Origin of the sequence: Candidatus Pseudomonas auctus, from assembly GCF_048654275.1 — a bacterium.
Taxonomy (GTDB): Bacteria; Pseudomonadota; Gammaproteobacteria; order Pseudomonadales; family Pseudomonadaceae; genus Aquipseudomonas; species Aquipseudomonas pharyngis.
Window position 1 is genome coordinate 1 of sequence record NZ_JBJYZK010000025.1, and the last position, 17,830, is coordinate 17,830.

General features: G+C 60.7%; 12 protein-coding genes and 1 rRNA gene. 4 read left to right on the forward strand and 9 right to left on the reverse strand.

From position 1 onward, the window contains the following. Positions 1-75, forward strand: a 5S ribosomal RNA gene (gene rrf, locus ACKUG4_RS27995); the annotation flags it as partial. A gap of 73 nt (positions 76-148) precedes the next feature. Here the strand turns inward: rrf and ACKUG4_RS28000 are convergent. The 4 genes from ACKUG4_RS28000 to ACKUG4_RS28015 form a co-directional block, all read right to left on the reverse strand. Continuing rightward, entirely contained in the window at positions 149-1,327 is a 1,179-nt protein-coding gene (locus ACKUG4_RS28000; RefSeq protein WP_445435267.1) for a PepSY-associated TM helix domain-containing protein, read from the reverse strand. Positions 1,328-1,402: 75 nt separating this feature from the next. Further along, positions 1,403-3,904: a TonB-dependent siderophore receptor gene (locus ACKUG4_RS28005; RefSeq protein ID WP_445435268.1), complete on the reverse strand. Its 2,502-nt coding sequence runs from the start codon at positions 3,902-3,904 to the stop codon at positions 1,403-1,405. 87 nt (positions 3,905-3,991) lie between these two features. After that, positions 3,992-4,993 (reverse strand): FecR domain-containing protein, encoded by a 1,002-nt coding sequence (locus tag ACKUG4_RS28010; protein ID WP_064592564.1) that lies wholly within the window; start codon positions 4,991-4,993, stop codon positions 3,992-3,994. Beyond that, positions 4,993-5,493, reverse strand: a complete 501-nt coding sequence (locus tag ACKUG4_RS28015) for a sigma-70 family RNA polymerase sigma factor (RefSeq protein ID WP_085647888.1) — start codon at positions 5,491-5,493, stop codon at positions 4,993-4,995. Before ACKUG4_RS28015 ends, ACKUG4_RS28010 begins: the two co-directional genes overlap by 1 nt. 311 nt (positions 5,494-5,804) lie before the next feature. On the opposite strand from ACKUG4_RS28015, the gene ACKUG4_RS28020 reads away from it, so the two are divergent. Next, complete coding sequence (locus tag ACKUG4_RS28020; protein ID WP_064592567.1) at positions 5,805-7,685, forward strand: methyl-accepting chemotaxis protein; 1,881 nt, start codon at positions 5,805-5,807, stop codon at positions 7,683-7,685. Positions 7,686-7,832: 147 nt separating this feature from the next. Here the strand turns inward: ACKUG4_RS28020 and ACKUG4_RS28025 are convergent, their stop codons facing one another. From ACKUG4_RS28025 to ACKUG4_RS28045, 5 genes are all read right to left on the reverse strand, one after another. Further along, entirely contained in the window at positions 7,833-8,300 is a 468-nt protein-coding gene (locus ACKUG4_RS28025; RefSeq protein WP_445435269.1) for an SRPBCC family protein, read from the reverse strand. Between the two features lie 23 nt (positions 8,301-8,323). Continuing rightward, complete coding sequence (locus ACKUG4_RS28030) at positions 8,324-11,713, reverse strand: non-ribosomal peptide synthetase (RefSeq protein ID WP_445435270.1); 3,390 nt, start codon at positions 11,711-11,713, stop codon at positions 8,324-8,326. A gap of 13 nt (positions 11,714-11,726) precedes the next feature. Next, the gene (locus ACKUG4_RS28035) at positions 11,727-12,656 is read right to left on the reverse strand and encodes a diiron oxygenase (RefSeq protein WP_445435271.1); all 930 of its coding nucleotides are present in this window, start codon (positions 12,654-12,656) and stop codon (positions 11,727-11,729) included. Further along, positions 12,653-13,426: a DUF3050 domain-containing protein gene (locus tag ACKUG4_RS28040; RefSeq protein WP_221398445.1), complete on the reverse strand. Its 774-nt coding sequence runs from the start codon at positions 13,424-13,426 to the stop codon at positions 12,653-12,655. The genes ACKUG4_RS28035 and ACKUG4_RS28040 overlap by 4 nt, the downstream gene beginning before the upstream one ends. A 754-nt stretch (positions 13,427-14,180) precedes the next feature. Further along, the gene (locus ACKUG4_RS28045; RefSeq protein ID WP_445435272.1) at positions 14,181-14,891 is read right to left on the reverse strand and encodes a GntR family transcriptional regulator; all 711 of its coding nucleotides are present in this window, start codon (positions 14,889-14,891) and stop codon (positions 14,181-14,183) included. Between the two features lie 193 nt (positions 14,892-15,084). Between ACKUG4_RS28045 and lapG the strand changes: the two genes are divergently transcribed. Then, positions 15,085-15,777 carry a cysteine protease LapG gene (lapG, locus tag ACKUG4_RS28050; protein WP_039773040.1) on the forward strand — a complete coding sequence of 231 codons (693 nt, stop codon included), beginning with the start codon at positions 15,085-15,087 and terminating at the stop codon, positions 15,775-15,777. A gap of 14 nt (positions 15,778-15,791) precedes the next feature. Next, complete coding sequence (lapD, locus tag ACKUG4_RS28055; RefSeq protein ID WP_445435273.1) at positions 15,792-17,738, forward strand: cyclic di-GMP receptor LapD; 1,947 nt, start codon at positions 15,792-15,794, stop codon at positions 17,736-17,738. Positions 17,739-17,830 lie beyond the last annotated feature (92 nt).

Below are 17,830 nucleotides of genomic sequence, written 5' to 3' on the forward strand. Positions count from 1 at the left end.
GAACTCAGAAGTGAAACGATGCATCGCCGATGGTAGTGTGGGGTTTCCCCATGTGAGAGTAGGTCATCGTCAAGATTGAATTCCGAAACCCCTGTCTGCTAAAGCAGACAGGGGTTTTGTCGTTTCAGGGGACACCAAAAACCTGTCTTCAAACCGCTCTGCGTGCCTTGCTGCTCCGACGAGCCTGCCATTTGCGCCACCAGATGTAGACGCCAGTCCCCGACAACCCCGCAATCAGAACACCCAATACTGCGATCATCACTTGCCCGGTGAAACCTATGATCCGCCCCCCATGTATCGGCAACTGCAACCGATAAAACCGCTCTCCCAACGTCCCTTCTCCTGCGATCTCCTGCCCTAATAATCGTCCGTCAGTACCGTGGAAGAACAACCAGGATTTGCCGTGGGCCTCGGTGTCATGCTGTCCAAAACCCGCACCGTAGAAGTTGTACTCAAAGCTGTAATACAACTCGCCGATCGCCGCTGTCAGCCCCAACCTTTTCCCCTCCTTCTGTGCCCTTTCGTATGCCTGTTGATAACTCAATCGGGTGATCCCCAGCTCTTCGGCAGGCATCCGCCCTCGCGCCTCATACACGCTCGGTTCAATCGGAGAAAACAACGACACCGCAGGTTTGAAGACCTGACTCGGCAGGTTCATCGCCACGCTGCTGACGGCTATCGGTAGCAACAACAACCACAGCCACAAGCCCCCTGCCCGATGCAGATCGAAGTTGAGCCGATAGGCATGCCCGCCCTTGATCTTCCAGGCGTTCGACCACTTCTTCCAGAACGGTTTACCCCGCGGCAACGTCAGCCAGAGGGCGATGAAGCAATCGATTACCCAGGCGATGGCCACCAACCCCATCAACAGCAAACCCCAGTTACCGGGGAGTGTCAGGTTGTAGTGAAACTCGAGAATGAACGGAACGAAGTTCTCACGCTGGAAACAGCACTCGCCCCAATAGCGCTGACCTTTCTGCTCGCCACTGACCGGGTCGAGGTAGAACACTTCATTGCGTTCTTTGAACGGTTCGCCCGTCGCCGGATCATTTCGCGGAACCGCCGCCAGTAATGCCGTGTGGCCTGCCTCGTTCGGGTACTCCATGTACCAGACCTGCAACTTCGGATGTAACGATTGCACCGCATCCACCAACTCACCTGGCGGTAGTCTCGCCCCCTCGGCTGAAGCTGCGTAAAACTCCGGATTCAACCACTCATCCAGCTCATGGTTGAACGCCAGAATGCTCCCGGTAACCCCTGCCAGCAGCAGAAAAACCGCCGTGGCCAACCCGATATACCGGTGCAATAAAACCAGAAACGAACGCATGAAAATTCCCCTACAGATACGACAAAGCCAGCCCCTGAAATCAGGGGCTGGCTTTTTTATGCACAAGACAAAGGCTTAGAACTGGTAACTGACCGTAGCGGCGACGTTGCGCTCTTCGCCCATGTAGCAGAAGTCCAGACTGGCGCAGGAGGCTACGTAGGATTCGTTGGTCAGATTGTTCGCATTCAGGCGTACGTCGACACCCTTCAGACCGACCTTGCCGAGGTCGTAGCCAATCGATGCGTCAAACAATGTGTAGGACGGCACCTTCGTGGTGTTCTCTGCATCCGCCCAGCTATAGCCGACATAACGCACACCACCGCCCAGTCGCAGACCATCGAGTGCCGCGCTGTCGAACTTGTAGTCGGCCCACAGCGATGCCATGTGCCGCGGTGCCTGGGTTGGCGAATTGCCTTTGTTCTCGATCACATCGGTCGGTGTGCTCAAGGTACTGGTCATCGACTTCGAGTATTCAATGTCGGTGAAGGTGTAGCTGCCGAGGACTTTCAGGTTGTCGGTCAACTGCATGTGCGCTTCCAGTTCCAGCCCCTGAGAGCGGACAGCGCCTACAGCGCGATAGAAGTTTTCCTGCGGCAGCTTGGTCGCCAGGTTCTCTTGATCGATGTGGAACAAGGAGGCGGTGAACAGGTTGTCGGTACCCGGCGGCTGGTACTTCAGGCCCACTTCCCACTGCGTTCCATCGGTCGGTGCGAGAGGATTGCCGGCACTGTCCGCGTAGGAGTTCGGGTTGAACGACTCGGAATAGCTGACGTACGGTGCGAGGCCGTTATCGAACAGATACAGCGCGCCGGCACGGCCAGTGAGCTTGGTGCGTCGGTCGTTGATCTCGGTGCCGACCGGGCGGCCTGCTTCGGCGATACGGTTTTCGTCGGAGGTTTCCACCCAGTCCTGACGCAGGCCCAGCGAGAAGCGCCACTTGTCCATTTCGATCAGGTCTTGCAGGTAAACGCCGGTCTGCTCCAGGCGCCGCAGATAGCTCGTCTCGCCGTATGGCGTGATAGCGGAATTGCCATACACCGGGTTGAACGCATTGATAGGCGCCAGGCCGCCGCTGGTCCAGTCGACCACGGTTTTGCGCCGCTGGTAATCCGCACCCATCAGCACTGTGTGCTTGGTCGCGCCGGTGAAGAATTCGGCCTGGAGCATGTTGTCGACGATGAACGCATGGAGGCGCTCGTTACCGCCGGTGTAGTAGCGATTCAGTTCGTTGCTGGTCGGCGACGTCCAGCCATAGGCGTACACCTGATCCATGTTCACTTTGGAGTCGAGGTAGCGGAAATTCTGCCGTGCGGTGAAGACGTCGTTGAAGCGGTGTTCGAACTGGTAACCGAACGACTGCTGATCACGGGAGTAGCCATCGATGCCCGGCTCGCCTTCAAAGAAGTGCGGCGAGATACGATTACCGTTGCGTTGATGAATCGTGCCGTCGGCCGGCACGCCACCGTGATAGCCGCCGTCCGGGTCATGCTGCAGATACGCTTGCAGGGTCAGTGAGGTGTCTTCGCTGAAGTCGATGCTGACGGTCGGTGCGAGGGCGAAGCGCTTTTCCTTGTTGTGGTCGAATTGCGTGTCGGACTGATCCGTCAAACCGATCAGACGATAGGCGATGCGCTTGTCGTCATCGACCGGTCCGCTGAAGTCAAAACCGACACCACGTTGGCCCTGAGTACCCACCGTGGCTTGTACCTGGTGATAGGCCTCGTACAGCGGCTTCTTGCTGGTCAGCGCCACCAGACCGCCCGGCGAGCTACGGCCGTACAGCACCGACGACGGGCCCTTCAGAATATCGACACGCTCGAGGAAATACGGGTCGACCTGCATGGTGCTGTAGGTGCCGCTGTCGCCCATCGACTTGAGGCCGTCGAGGTAGATGTTGTCCACCGAGCCATCGTTGAAACCGCGCATCGCTACATAGTCGTAACGGTGCGTGGCGCCGTAGGGGTTGGTCAGCACACCGGGGGTGTAACGCATGGCCTGGGACACGGTTTGCGAGCCCTGGTCATCCATTTGCTCGCGGGTGACCACGGACACGCTTTGCGAAGTTTCCAGCAGCGCGGTACTGGTCTTGGTGGCGATCTGACTGTGCGTCGCGTTATAGCCGTCCATGCTGCCCAGTGCGTTGCCGAGGGCGAAGCCTTTGATGTCGGTGGTCGGCAGGGCCAGCGCTTCGGTTTCTGCGACCGAGCGCAACACATAGCTGCTGCCGTCCTGGCTGATCGCCTCCAGGCCCGAGCCGCCGAGCAAGTGGCTCAGGGCCTGATCGGTCGAATACTCGCCCTGCACACCCGGTGACTGCCGGCCCTGGGTTTGCTGCGGCGTCATCGACAACGTGATGCCCGCCTCACGCGCGAACTGGTTGAGCGCATCGCCCAGCGGTCCGGGGGCGATGTTGTAGCGGTGGCTGCTGACCTTGCTGGCATTGGCCGCCATGCTCAGGCTCGGCAGCACGCCAACGCCCAGTGCAGTAGAAAACAGCGCCGCCCGAACGGCGTGGCGCAACAGGCCGGATTCGGCAGAGAAATTCAGAGGGTTCTTACAGGTAACGCGCGCAGTCATTGTAGGTTTCCGTAGGCAGTCGCGAAGGCTGAGTTGAAGTGCTTACTGACTAAGCCGGACTTGCCGCGAAAACCCGCCAAAATACTTTCAGGCCACAGACTCCAGCGTCACCCACCAACGGGTGCGGTAGCGCAATTGCACCGGCAGGGTCTGCGGCAGGATCGCCAGCAGCTTGTCGGTGTCCTCAAGACGGAACACGCCGGACAGACGCAAATCCGCAATATCCGACGCACAGCTCAGAAATCCCTGACGATACCGGCCGACTTCGCCGAGGAAGTCGCCCAGCCGCATGTTGCGCGTCACGATCAGCCCGTCGACCCAGGCGCCGGCGTCCATGTCCAACGGCGGCGCGGGACGTATCTGATGGTGATCGATCAGATAGCTCTGGCCGGCGATGGCCTCCGTCGAGTTGCCAGCGGAATGAATCGCGACCCGGCCACTGGTAACGCTCAGGCGGGTGCAACCCTCTTCCTGGCGCAGGATGAATCGAGCGTTGAACGGTTCGTAACTGGCATGACGATTCTGCACCCGCAGCGGTCGATCAAACGGCGCACCTTCATCGGCACCGCCGCAGGTGACGACGATTTCGCCACGGGTCAGTTTGATCAGCCGTTGTTGCGCGGTGTAATCAAGATCCACGCTGCTGGCGGTGTTGAGCTCGATCCGCGTGCCGTCCGGCAACTGGAAGCCACGGCGTTCGCCCGTGGCGGTGGCATAGTCGGCACGCCACTGTTGCCAGACGGAAGTGTCGCTGGCCAGCCATCCCGCCGAGCCCATCAGCAGCGCGCCGGACAATAGCTTCAAGGCCTGACGTCGACCCAACCCCTGCGCACTGTTTTCCAGCGTGTTGAACGCCACCTGCGCACCGGGCACGGCGCGCAGATTGTGCGTCAGTTCAGCTTGCAGAGACTGCACCCGCTGCCAGGCCAGTTCGTGATCATGGTGTTCAGCGCGCCATTGTTCGCACTGGCGATTCAGGCGCGGGTTGCCATGGTTATTGCGCAGACGCAGGAGCCAGTGAATGGCCTGTCGTACGACTTGTTGCGGTGGCTCGGCGCGTCGGCCAAGCGAGAGGTTATCCACCGGCATCAGCTTTCATACCGCAACATGTAGCAGTGGAACAGGGCGTCGGCGACGTAGCGTTCTACCGAGCGCAGGGACAGCCCCATCTGCTCGGCAATCTGTTTGTGGGTCAAACCTTCGCACTGAGCCAGCAGAAATGCCTGACGCACTTTTGGCTTCAAGCCTTCGAGCATGCGGGCGATGCCCTCGAGCAGTTCGATCACCAATGCGCGGGATTCGGCACTCGGAGTTTCGGCTTCAGGCAAATGGGCGATGGTTTCCAGATAGGCGCGTTCAATTTCCTCACGGCGCCAATGGTCGATCACCAATCCCCGGGCAACCGTGCGCAGAAACGCGCGGGGTGCCTTGAGTTCCAGGCGCTCGGTGCGCTGCAACAGGCGAACGAAGGTGTCCTGGGCCAGATCCGCCGCATCGGCAGCATTGCCCAGCCGAGCGCGCAACCAGCCGTTGAGCCAGCCGTGATGACTCGTGTAAAGCGCCTGTACAGCCAACTCAGGTGAGGACATGAACGCGACAGCCCGAACGTCACAAATGATAATTAGTCGCATTGTCATCAAGGGTTACAGAATTTGCAACCGGCGCTGCAAAACGCTCATCAAAAAAGCGGAGGCGACCGCTCTAATACGCCGTCCGGCGGGAATCTGGCAGAAATGCCATCCATTTGCTGCAAAACCCTAAGTTTTCTCCAAAGCGTGCCGACAGACTGGTGAGACATGCGTGCACCAAAGTAGAGCAGCCATCAGAACGCTGCCTGCGCTGTACATGGAATGTTGCATCCGGAACGCATCCCCACTTTTCGCATAAGAAGTCCCATGAAATGAATCTCAAGTTCAGCCATAAAATCCTGCTGGCCGCCTCGGGCGTCGTGGTCCTGGCGTTCGCGCTGTTCACGTTGTACAACGACTATCTGCAGCGAAACACCATTCGCCAGAACCTCCAGTCTTCCGTCCAGCAGGCCGGTGACCTGACCGCCAGCAGTGTGCAGAACTGGATGAGCGGGCGGATTCTGGTACTGGAAAACCTCGCGCAGAACGTCGCCCATCAAGGCAAGAATGCCGACTTCCCGGGGCTGGTCGATCAACCGGCCTTCACCTCGAACTTCCAGTTCACCTACGTCGGTCAGGCCAACGGCGTGTTCACCCAGCGCCCTGACGCGAAGATGCCGGACGGTTACGACCCGCGTCAGCGTCCCTGGTACAAGCAGGCCGTGGCCGCTGACCAGACCATGCTGACCCCGCCGTACATGGCCGCCGTTGGCGGTTTGGTGGTGACCATCGCCATGCCGGTGAAAAAGAACGGCGAGCTGCTCGGCGTAGTCGGCGGTGACCTGAGTCTGGAAACCCTGGTGAAGATCATCAACTCGGTGGACTTCGGCGGCCTGGGCCACGCGTTCCTGGTCAGCGGTGACGGTCAGGTGATCGTCAGCCCGGACAAAGACCAGGTGATGAAGAACCTCAAGGACATCTACCCGAACGCCGGTGTGCGTATCGAGAAGGGCAACCAGAACGTGGTGCTCAACGGCCAGGAACGCATCCTGTCGTTCACTCCGGTCGCCGGTCTGCCGAATGCCGAGTGGTACATCGGTCTGTCGATCGACCGCGACAAGGCCTACGCCGCACTCAGCCAGTTCCGCACCTCGGCACTGATCGCAATGTTCGTCGCCGTCGGCGCGATTGCGGTGTTCCTGAGCCTGCTGATCACCGTGCTGATGCGTCCGCTGATCACCATGGGCCGCGCTATGCAGGACATCGCCCAGGGTGAAGGCGACCTGACACGCCGCTTGGTGGTGGAAAGCAAGGACGAGTTCGGCGAACTGGGCAGTTCGTTCAACCAGTTCGTCGAGCGGATTCACGCCTCGATTTCCGAAGTGTCGTCGGCGACTCGCCACGTACACGACCTGTCGCAACGGGTGATGGCATCGTCCAACGCCTCGATCATCGGCTCCGACGAGCAAAGCGCGCGCACCAACAGCGTGGCTGCGGCGATCAATCAGCTGGGTGCCGCCACCCAGGAAATCGCCCGTAACGCCGCCGATGCTTCGCAACACGCCAGCGGCGCGAGCGAGCAGGCCGATGACGGTCGTCAGGTGGTCGAGCAGACGATTCAGGCGATGACCGAGCTGTCGCAGAAGATCAGCCTGTCGTGCACCCAGATCGAAACCCTGAATGCCAGCACCGACAACATCGGCCATATTCTCGACGTGATCAAAGGCATCTCTCAGCAGACCAACTTGCTGGCGCTCAACGCGGCCATCGAAGCGGCCCGGGCCGGTGAAGCCGGACGCGGTTTTGCGGTGGTGGCGGACGAAGTGCGCAACCTCGCTCACCGCACCCAGGAATCGGCGGAAGAGATCCACAAGATGATCACTTCGCTGCAGGTCGGCTCCCGCGAAGCGGTGACCACCATGAACGCCAGTCAGGCGTCCAGCGAGGAGACCGTTGAAGTGGCTAACCAGGCCGGTCTGCGACTGGTCAGCGTGACCCAGCGCATCGGCGAAATCGACGGCATGAACCAGTCGGTGGCTGCCGCTACCGAGGAACAGACTGCCGTGGTGGAAACCCTCAACGTCGACGTCAACCAGATCAACCTGCTGAACCAGCAGAGCGTGGCCAACCTCAATGAAACGTTGAAGGATTGCGATGCGTTGTCGCAGCAGGCCAACCGTTTGAAACAACTGGTCGACAGCTTCAAGATCTGACACCAAGTCAGACCGCGTTATCGTTCATCGCGAGCAAGCCCGCTCCCACAGGATTTCAGGCGCACACAACATTTGTGACCGACCGGGAACCTGTGGGAGCTGGCTTGCCAGCGATAGCGGTGGCTCAATCACCGCAGAACTGAAACCTTACACAAACAGCTTCAGCACATTGCCCATCGCATCATCGGCAAAGCCCTGCACGAAGTCCTTGAACCCCGGCAGTGCCTCGGGACCGCCGGAGGCAGGTTCGGCAATGATCGTCCAGGTTGCCCGCGACTTGCCCGCGCCCAGCGACTCCACATTCATCGCCGCCCACAGATTGGCCACGCCCAGCGTGTTGTAGATCGTGGTCCAGGTCATGCTCAGCGCCTGGTCGTCCCGGGAATTGAGTTGCTCGACCACCACGTTGCCATCCTTGAAGAACTTCTTGCGCAGCGAAGACACGCCTTCGCCGGTCATTTCGATGTGCGACAGCGCCGGAATGAAACGGTCGAAACCGTCGAATTTGCCGACCACTGCCCACACCTGTTTGGCGTCCACCGGTACTTTCACCGAAGAAACGACGTGGCAGCCGTGAGGATTCTTGATCAGGGTGTCGGGTTGCAGATTGTTCATGGTGTTGCTCCTTGGTTGATGAGTCAGATGAAGTTGATTTCTTTCAGGTAGTCGCAGCCGCGACGCAGCAGCGCCGGGGATTTTTCCGGGTAGTGCGCGCCCATCTGCTGCACGCCGGCCTGGGCGTTGGCGTGGCCGATCAGGGAGATGTCGCCGATGTCTTCCTCGAAGCCGTTGAGGTAGAAACCGAGCACGCCGAACAGCGCGTTATCCGCATCGACGCGGCCCAGTTGCTGTTGCCAGTCGGCGACGCTGACCAGCGAAAACTCGCTGCCGGTTTCGCGGAACGATGCGACGTAGGCATCCCAGCTCAGGGGCTCCGGGTTATGCAGGTTGAACACCGCTCGTTCCGGCGAATAACGACTGGCGTGGAAGGCGATGAAGCGGGCGAGGAAGTCCACCGGCATCAGGTCGAAATTCAGCGCGAAGGCCGGTACCTGGCCGAGCTGGATCGAGCCCTTGAGCATCAGCATCAAACGGTTCTTGTGCGGCTGGCAGACGCCGCTGAGGCTGTTGAAACTGATGTTGCCGGGCCGATACAGATTGACCCGCACCCCACGCTCGCGGGCCCGTTCGAGGATGCGCTCGCCGACCCATTTCGACAGGTTGTAGCCGTTGCGGATGTAGATCGGCGGCGTCGGTGCGGCGGGCAATTCCAGCACCCGGCCCGCGTCGTCGACGGTGCTGGAGGCCGACAGCGTCGAGACGAAATTGAACACCTTCTTGCTGCGTCCTTCACACAGCCGCAGCAGTTCGAAAATCGGCTCGACGTTGTCCGCCGCCAGCGACTCGTAGTCGAGCACGTGATTGACGTTGGCCGCGTTGTGCACCAGCGCGCCGAACTCACGATCCAGTCGCTCGAAATCCTCATTGGCCAGGCCCAGTTGCGGCCGGGTGATGTCCGCCGAATAGACCCGCACCCGACTCAGGTCCAGATGCTCCAGCCGGTTCTCTCGCAGCGCTTGGGCAAAGCGCTGCGCCGCGGTTTGCCCGCCGCCGTCGCGCACCAGACACGCCACCTCGCTGGCGCCCCATCCCAGCAGCGCCTCGACGATGTGCACACCGACAAAACTGTTGGCGCCGGTGACGATCACCTTGTGCACATCGCCCATGCGGCTGATCGGCAACGGCTCGATTTCCAGCGCTCGCTCGGCGTCGGCCATCGCCTGGGCGCTGAGCACCGCGCTGTTGTCGGTGCCGCGCACCAGCGTGGCGAGCTTGGTGATGGTCGGCAGTTCGATGAAGCGGTTGATCGAGATGCTGCGACCGAATTCCTCCCGCAGACGCAGGAGCATGCGTGACAGCAGAATCGAGTGACCGCCGAGATTGAAGAAGCTTTCGTCGGTGGAAATATCGCTGGTCGGCAGCTCCAGCAACTCGCCCCAGATCTCCAGCAGCAGCGCTTCGTCGGCGTTGGCCGGCAGGCATTTGGGGCCGCTGTCCTGCACGCTGACCGGCAATTCCAGCAAGGCTTTTCGGTCGACTTTGCCGTTGGCGGCGAACGGCATGTTCGGCAGTTCCGTCCACGCCACCGGTTGCATGTAGTCGGGCAAAAACTGCTGGGCGTGTGCCTTCAGCGCATCGCGGGCGGCATCTGCTTGCGGTTGGGCGAGGAACGCGAGAATCCGCCGCTGACTGTCGATCACCACGGCGATCTGCCGATACAGCTGACTCTCGCGCAGGCAGCGTTCGATCTCTTCCGGCTCGACCCGGAAGCCACGGATCTTCACCTGATTGTCGCGACGTCCGCACAGCTCGATGCCGTCCTCGCCCCACTTGGCCATGTCGCCGCTGCGGTAGGCGCGCAGACGCTGACCATCCGGCAACTCCAGGTCCAGATAGCGCTCGGCGGTCTGCTGTGGATTGTTCAAGTAACCCAGGCACACGCCGGGGCCGACGATGAACAGTTCGCCCACCGTTTGCTCCGGCACCGGTTGCAGTTCGTCATCGAGGATCAGCACCTGACTGTTGGCAATCGGCCCGCCGAGGGTGCGATTGCTGTCGCCCGGTCGCAATTGCCGCGCGGTGATCAGCACCGTGGCTTCGGTCGGGCCGTAGAGGTTGTGCAGCTTGCCCTGGCGGGTCAGTTGCTCGATCACGAACGGCTCGCACACATCACCGCCGGTCATGATCTGCCCGACACTTTGCAGTTGCTCCAGCGGCAGGATGCTCAACAGCGCCGGCGGCAGGAACGCATGGGTCAGTTGTCGGCGTCGGATCAGCGCCACCAGTTGCAGCGGATCGCGGCGCTGGTTGTCGTCGGGCACCACCAGTTCCGCGCCTTCGAGCAGGGTCGGGAAGATATCGATCAGCGACGAGTCAAAACTCAGCGAAGAGAACTGCAGCACTCGGCTCTCGGTGTGCAATTGCACGTAATCGGCGTACCACGCGGTGAAGTGGGCGAGATTTGCCTGACTCAGCAGCACACCCTTCGGATGCCCGGTGGTGCCCGAGGTATAGAGCGCCATGCACGGCGCATCGAGCTCGGGCCGGCGAAGCATCAACGGTTGCGACAGATCGGCGGCGGTGCAGTCGATGCGGCAGACATCCAGTCCCGGCATCGAACCGCTCAGCGGGTGTTCGCCGTCGTGCAGCAACAGCACCGCCCCGGCGTTTTCCAGAATGTATTGCTGGCGCTGAAGTGGATGGCTCGGCTCCAGCGGCAGGTACACCGCACCGCTGCCGAGAATCGCCAGGATCGAAGCAAACAGCGCATCGCATTTCGGCAGGCAAATTCCCACGACCCAGGGTTGCGGTTGTGTCTCCAGCATGGCCAGCAAGCGTTGCTGGATCGCTCGGCTGTGAGCATGCAACTGGCGGTAGCTGATCGACTGCTCGGCGAGGTGCAGCGCCGGGCGCTCCGCGTGCTCGATCAGACTCTGTTGCAGCCGCTCGATCACCGGGATCTGCGCCTGTTGCAGCAAGGCCGGATTGGCCGTGACATTCAGGCGATGGACGTAGGCCAGGCCGTCGAGAAACAGCAGGTTTTCCACCTGTTCGAAGTCCGGCGCACGGGCCGCTGTCGCGTGCTGGAAATACTCGGCGTCGCGGGAGAAACGGCTGACCAGCAGCGCCACTTCGTCCACCACCTGCGCCAGTGTTCGCTGGCGCAAGGCCTGACCGTTGCCGGACGGTTCGTCGGCGATGGGCACGCGGCTCAGCAGTGTCGTGTTGCAGAGGCACAGCAGATCGAGCACCGGCAGTCCGCCGATGCCCGTTGCACCAATGCCCAGGCGCAAGTTCAGCTGCGATGTGGTGCCGTAATCCTGCGGCGCAAGACTGCCGTCATCGATCACCAGATCCACCGACGGAGCCGCTAGCGTCAGCAATGAATGACCGTGTTGTTCGAGCTCCTGCGCCAGGTCGGTCAAGGCCTGGCTGCGGCCCCTCAGCAAAATGTCGAGACGTCTCATGTCAGCCTCCTTGTCAAACCAGGTAGTCGCGCAGGGCGTGCTGCACGCACGGTGTGTCGAGCAGCGAGCTGTTGTGGAAAAATCGCACGATGTTGCCCACCAGCGGGTGGTGGCGATTGATCGGGAAGGCCAGCCCGGCCATCTCGTCTTTCAGTGCGCGGCGGGTGGCATCGTTGACCGGCAGGGCGTCGATCAGGTGCAGGTCGAACGACTTCTGGATGTCGTTGGTGAGGTAATGGCCGATGAACACCGGCAGGATCTGCGCGATGCATTCACGGTCCGCATCACTCGCGGTGTGCCAGTAGATGCGCACCATCCGCGCCCAGAAACTCGAATGGCGACCTTCGTCGAGCAAGTGGTCGGCCATCAGGCCCTTGATGGATGGCTTGACCGTGTCGTCCCGGGCGAACGCCGCGACGTCGCCGGTCACGGTGTTTTCGGCGATGGCCACGCAGATCAGCTCCACGGCGCTGCGCAAGTGTTGCGGGGCCAGTTCGACCGCGGCCGGAATCGCCCGGCTCAGTTCGATTTCATTCGGCAGCTCGATCGGCTCAATGCCGGTCATGGCTACGGTCTGCTGCATGAAATCCATCGCCACCAGCGCGTGGTAATCCTCGTCCACCACCACGGTCATGGCGTCGTAGCGACAGGCGAACGGGAAGGGCACGGCGAAGCGGTTCTTGGCGATGCTGCGGGCGGTCTTGTCGACGATTTCGGTTTCGAAAATCACCACGTCGTTGATGAATTTGTACAACGTCTGCACCAGGGCGAAATCACGCTGCTGCGGGCATTCGCGCAGGAAGGTTTCGCTGAGCACCAACGGCTGGCGGCTGAGCGGATAGATCAGCCGCGCGTCGTCCTCCAGCACGCGGCGTGGCCGGGTGCGAATGGTCGCGCGGCTTTCCCAGGCATCGGCGAAAGACTGGTAGTCGGCGGCGTTCATTGGGCCACCTCCGCCAGCGGTTCACGCATGCTCAGGCGCAGACCGTCCCACAGGGCGATGCGGCTTTCCACGGCGGCGATGGCGCTGGCGTAGACCTCGGCTTCGCGCTGCGGATTGCCATCGACCAGTCGGTCCAGCAGTTGTTCTGCGGCCGGGCCGTGGTCTTCGGAGTCGACCTCGATGTGTCGCTCGAGGTAGTAACGGAAGGTCGGCGCCTGTTCGACGCCGATGCCCCAGGCATCGAGCATGCGCTGGAACATGGTCGGGATCACGCTCTCGCGACCGTGCAGGAATGCGGCAGCAACGCTGTGACCGGGTGCATGCAGCGCGGTGTGCAAAGTGTCGCGGACGAATCGCGCCGCCGCCGGATCGACCTCGACGCTTTGCAGGGCGACGTCGTAACTCACGCCCTCCTGCTGCAGCGTGACGAAGCGTTCCACGGCTGTCGTGTCCGCACCGACTTCGCGCATGGCATCGAGGTACAGTTCGAAGTGACTGTAATGCCCGTGTGACAGCCGATCGTCCGATTCTTCCCCGAGCACGATTTCGTTGATCAGTCTTGCTGCGTGCGGATCTCGTGGCGGTAACCACGGCAGGCGAGTGCAAGTCAGTTCCTGCTGCAGGCGTTTGGTCAGCGACATGAAGTCCCAGACGGCAAATACATGGGACTCCATAAAACGGCGCAATGTCGCCAAAGAATCGATCTCGGAGAAGATCGGATGAATGCTGAGTTCGGCTTTCTTCAGTGTAAGTTGCTCTTTAGTTGGCATGGTTGCGAGACTCTGGTTAATAGGGAATAAGGATTGCTCAATTAATCGCTAACAACGTTGAGCAAGTTTCTCCAGGCGAACGACAGCCTCATTCGGTTTCGATGAAAACAGGCAATGTCTGAAGGGCCCGGGACAGCAGCGGACGGATAAACCGCTGCGAAACGGGCCGTAGCGCAAGGTTGTGCAGGGTTGGTGATTTCGGATCCAAACCCGGCGAAGAAAAACTAATACATCGCAAAACAACTTAACAAGTTTATTTTTAATTATTTTTAGTTGGCTGTTTTTGAAGTATGAGTGGGGCTGATAAAACTTATAAGTTAAGTTTTATTTGGGCGTAGTTGCTCCTTTCGGCGTTTAATGGCCAAAATTGAACGACAAGAGTGAATGCCTCACTCGAAGCAACTTTCAAATTAAGTAATCGAATTGATATGAGGGGATGAAGTCGGGCTGTAAGAGCGCCGTTTCTTCCTGTTCCCGTGACAAGGCTCCTTCCGTAGGTTCCTGGTGCGGGGACTGCTGCCGGGGCGGCGCGTCCCCGTTCTATATTGGGTTGGCGATTCAAGGGTGCGCGTAAATCGGCGCCGCGGCTATCGTCGAAAATGACTTCCTTGCGGTGCAAATTCCGGGCTGTTCAAAGCAGAAGGGAGGTTAGAGCGCAGGCGTCGATGTGCCACGGCAAATGACCGTGACGGGTGGGGGTATTTGTAAGCGGGTTATTCGCCGGGTGAGTGGAGGCTCACCCGGGAGGGAGGATTCAGTGCGCCGCTTTGCGGCTTTGGCCGGCGGAGTTGGCGAGGTAACGGGTGATGACCTCGACACCGCGGTTGAGGTGCTGCTCCAGCAGTGTCACGGCGTGCGCGGTGTCACGCTCTTTCACCGCCTGCAACAACGCGCGGTGATCGTCCTGGGAGATTTTGCCCAGGCCCATGGCCTCGAGGTTGAAGCGCAGGAAGCGTTCTTCTTCATTCAAGCCGTCTTCCACCAGCCGCAACAATCGGCCATTGGGCGCCTTGCTGTAGAGCGCCATGTGAAACAGACGGTTGAGTCGACCGATTTCGGTGTAGTCGTGTTCGTTTTCCAGTTCTTCGATGAAACCGGCCGCGCGTTCGTGGTCGACCGGGGTCAGCAGCGGGATCGACTGGCGCAGCGCTTCGGACTCCAGCAGAATGCGCAGCTCGTAGGTTTCCGTTGCGTCACCCTGAATCAGCGGCGCCACCACGGCGCCCTTGTGGGCAGTGACGTTCAGCAGGCCCTGGGCCTCGAGCTGGCGCAAGGCTTCGCGCACCGGCATGCGGCTGACACCGAACAGGTCGGCCAGATCCTGCTGGCGCACGGCGGTGCCGCAGGGCAGGCGCCCGTCGAGAATCGCCGCGCGCAGGGTTTCTTCAATGACCGAGCGCGCCAGATGCGCGGGAATCGGGCCGTCGACTTTGATGCTGTGGAGTGGCTTGGGCTTTTGGGTCACAACTGCACACCCTATGACTGCGGATTTGGATCCAAAGGACACTAGTGATTGCTCTACAGGTTGTCAAACCGTGTAGAAGAACCCTGTCACATCTGAAGTTTAGCGCGGCAGCGATGATCTCATGGTGCCATTGTTTTTTGCTGGGCTAACCTTCACCATCAAGCGCTTTCCTCTCTGCCCTGGATGCCTTGCATTGGCGGTACGTTACGTGATCCCACGGATTGCGCGCTGGCTTGCCGGCGCGCTGCTGCTGGCCGGCATCATGCTGGGCGGCCTGCATGCCGATTGGGATTTTTCCGCGATCAGCCGCAAGGCCACGGCACTGTACGGGCCATTGGGCGCCGGGCAACAGCGGATTGATGCCTGGCAGAATCTGCTGGCCACGCAGAAGCAGGTCAGCGAGATGGAAAAGCTCAAAGTGGTGAACCTGTTTTTCAACAAACAGATGCGCTACGTCGAAGACATCGATCTGTGGCACGAGGTCGATTATTGGGAAACCCCCATCGAAGCCTTGTGGAAAGGCGCCGGCGACTGCGAAGACTATGCGATCGCCAAGTATTTCAGCCTGCGCCACCTCGGTGTGGCCAGTGACAAGTTGCGCATCACCTACGTCAAGGCCCTGCGCCAGAACCGCGCGCACATGGTCCTGACTTACTATTCCAGCCCTGACGCCATGCCGCTGGTGCTCGACAGCCTGATCGACCCGATCAAGCCGGCCGCCGAGCGAACCGATTTGCTGCCGGTCTACTCTTTCAATGCCGAAGGGCTGTACCTGCCGGGCGCCAAGGGCAACAAGAAGGTCGGTGACACCAAACGCCTGTCACGCTGGCAGGATGTGTTGAAGAAAATGCAGGCCGAAGGATTTCCGGTCGAGACGACTAACTAGGAGCACGCGCTCAGATGTCTTTGTTCAAACAGCTGTTGATCGCTATCTGTCTGTTCCTGGTGGTCGCCTTCACCGGCAGCTTCATGGTCAGTCTGGAGAGCTCGCGCACCCAGTACGTCAACCAGTTGCGCTCCCACGCCCAGGATGCGGCCACGGCGCTGGCGCTGTCGTTGACGCCGAACATCGATGACCCGGCGATGGTCGAGCTGCTGGTCAGCTCGATCTTCGACAGCGGTTATTACTCGAGCATCCGCGTGGTCGACTTGAAGACCGACCAGACTATCGTCGAGCGCAACGGCATTCCGGCGGTCACCAACGTGCCGGACTGGTTCGTCAAACTGATCGGCCTGGAGCCGGCCGGTGGCGATGCGCTGGTCAGCCGTGGCTGGGAGCAGGCGGCGCGGGTCGAGGTGGTCAGCCACCCGATGTTCGCCCTGGCCAAGCTCTGGCAGAGCGCGCTCGGCAGCCTTGGCTGGCTGTTGGTCTGCGGCGCGGTGAGTGCGGTGCTGGGCGCGCTGTTGTTGCGTCGGCAATTGAAGCCGCTGGATTACATGGTCAAGCAATCTCACGCCATCGCCCGTCGTGAATTCCTCAGCCTGCCGGACCTGCCGCGTACGCCTGAATTGCGCCGCGTAGTGCTGGCGATGAACCAGATGGTCGAGAAGCTCAAGGCGCTGTTTCAGGAGCAGGCCGAGCGCAGTGAAAAACTGCGCACCGAGTCCTATCAGGACAACCTTACGGGGCTGGCCAACCGGCGTTATTTCGAGATGCAGCTGAATGCGCGGGTGAGCAACCCGGAGCAGGCGAGTTCCGGTTATCTGCTGTTGTTGCGGGTCAAGGATCTGGCCGGGTTGAACCAGCGTCTTGGCGGTCAGCGCACCGATGAATTGTTGAAAGCGGTCGGCGAGCAACTGTCCCGCGAGTGCGCCAAATACCCGGAAACCCAGAACCTCGTCACTCGCATTCGCGGTGGTGAATTCGCCGTGCTGGCGCCGGGGCTGACCCGCGAGGAGGCGCTGCAACTGGCGCAGAGTCTCGACAGTGCCCTGAGCAGCCTGCACGCGACGGGTGCCACCGACGTGGCCGCCGTGGCTTCTATCGGCCTGGCACCGTTCGCTCACGGCGATTCGCCGCAAGCGGTCCTCAGCCTCGGCGATCAGGCGCTGGCCCAGGCCGAAGGGCAGGGCGAGCAGAACTGGGCGTGCCTCGATCAGAGCCTGGTGGCAGACGTCGTTGACGATCACCACGCCTGGCACCGCTTGCTCGATCAGGCCCTGAATCAGCGGCGTTTCGAGCTGTTCTTCCAGCCGGTAGTGGCGGCGCAGGACACGCAATTGGTGTTGCATTACAAAGTGCTGTCGCGTTTGCTCGACGATCAGGGCCAGACCATTCCCGCCGGACGCTTCCTGCCGTGGCTGGAGCGCTTCGGCTGGACCGCGCGACTGGACCGGTTGATGCTCGAACGGGTGCTGGAGCAGATGGCCGGACATGAAGAATCTCTGGCGTTGAACCTGTCCTCGGCGACCCTCGCCGATCCGCAGGCGTTGAACAAAGTGTTCGAGATTCTACGGGCGCATTCCAACCTCGGTGCGCGCCTGACCCTGGAAATCGGCGAGGAACAATTGCCGGAACAAGCGGTGCTGGAACAGCTGACCCGGCGCCTGCGCGAGCTCGGTTTCTCCCTGAGCCTGCAGCGCTTCGGCGGGCGCTTCAGCATGATCGGCAACCTGGCGCGGCTGGGGCTGGCGTACCTGAAGATCGATGGCAGCTACATCCGGGCGATCGATCAGGAAAGCGACAAGCGCCTGTTCATCGAAGCGATCCAGCGTGCGGCGCACAGCATCGATCTGCCGCTGATTGCCGAGCGGGTCGAGACGCAAGGGGAATTGTCGGTGATTCGCGAGATGGGGTTGTATGGGGTTCAGGGGCAGCTGTTCGGTGAGCCTGCGCCTTGGCGATGAGTCATTGAGATCGCTGCCCTCACTGTAGAGACCGGTACATCCTTTACACATTAGACCGGGGACATCGTTTACACCTTTTACAGGCTTGATAC

Coding starts and splice junctions, on each gene's coding strand:
- ACKUG4_RS28035 (WP_445435271.1), bottom strand. CDS start 12,656: ATGAACGCCGCCGACTACCAGTCTTTCGCCGATGCCTGGGAAAGCCGC.
- ACKUG4_RS28030 (WP_445435270.1), bottom strand. CDS start 11,713: ATGAGACGTCTCGACATTTTGCTGAGGGGCCGCAGCCAGGCCTTGACC.
- ACKUG4_RS28020 (WP_064592567.1), top strand. CDS start 5,805: ATGAATCTCAAGTTCAGCCATAAAATCCTGCTGGCCGCCTCGGGCGTC.
- ACKUG4_RS28010 (WP_064592564.1), bottom strand. CDS start 4,993: ATGCCGGTGGATAACCTCTCGCTTGGCCGACGCGCCGAGCCACCGCAA.
- ACKUG4_RS28015 (WP_085647888.1), bottom strand. CDS start 5,493: ATGTCCTCACCTGAGTTGGCTGTACAGGCGCTTTACACGAGTCATCAC.
- ACKUG4_RS28005 (WP_445435268.1), bottom strand. CDS start 3,904: ATGACTGCGCGCGTTACCTGTAAGAACCCTCTGAATTTCTCTGCCGAA.
- ACKUG4_RS28040 (WP_221398445.1), bottom strand. CDS start 13,426: ATGCCAACTAAAGAGCAACTTACACTGAAGAAAGCCGAACTCAGCATT.
- ACKUG4_RS28000 (WP_445435267.1), bottom strand. CDS start 1,327: ATGCGTTCGTTTCTGGTTTTATTGCACCGGTATATCGGGTTGGCCACG.
- ACKUG4_RS28025 (WP_445435269.1), bottom strand. CDS start 8,300: ATGAACAATCTGCAACCCGACACCCTGATCAAGAATCCTCACGGCTGC.
- lapD (WP_445435273.1), top strand. CDS start 15,792: ATGTCTTTGTTCAAACAGCTGTTGATCGCTATCTGTCTGTTCCTGGTG.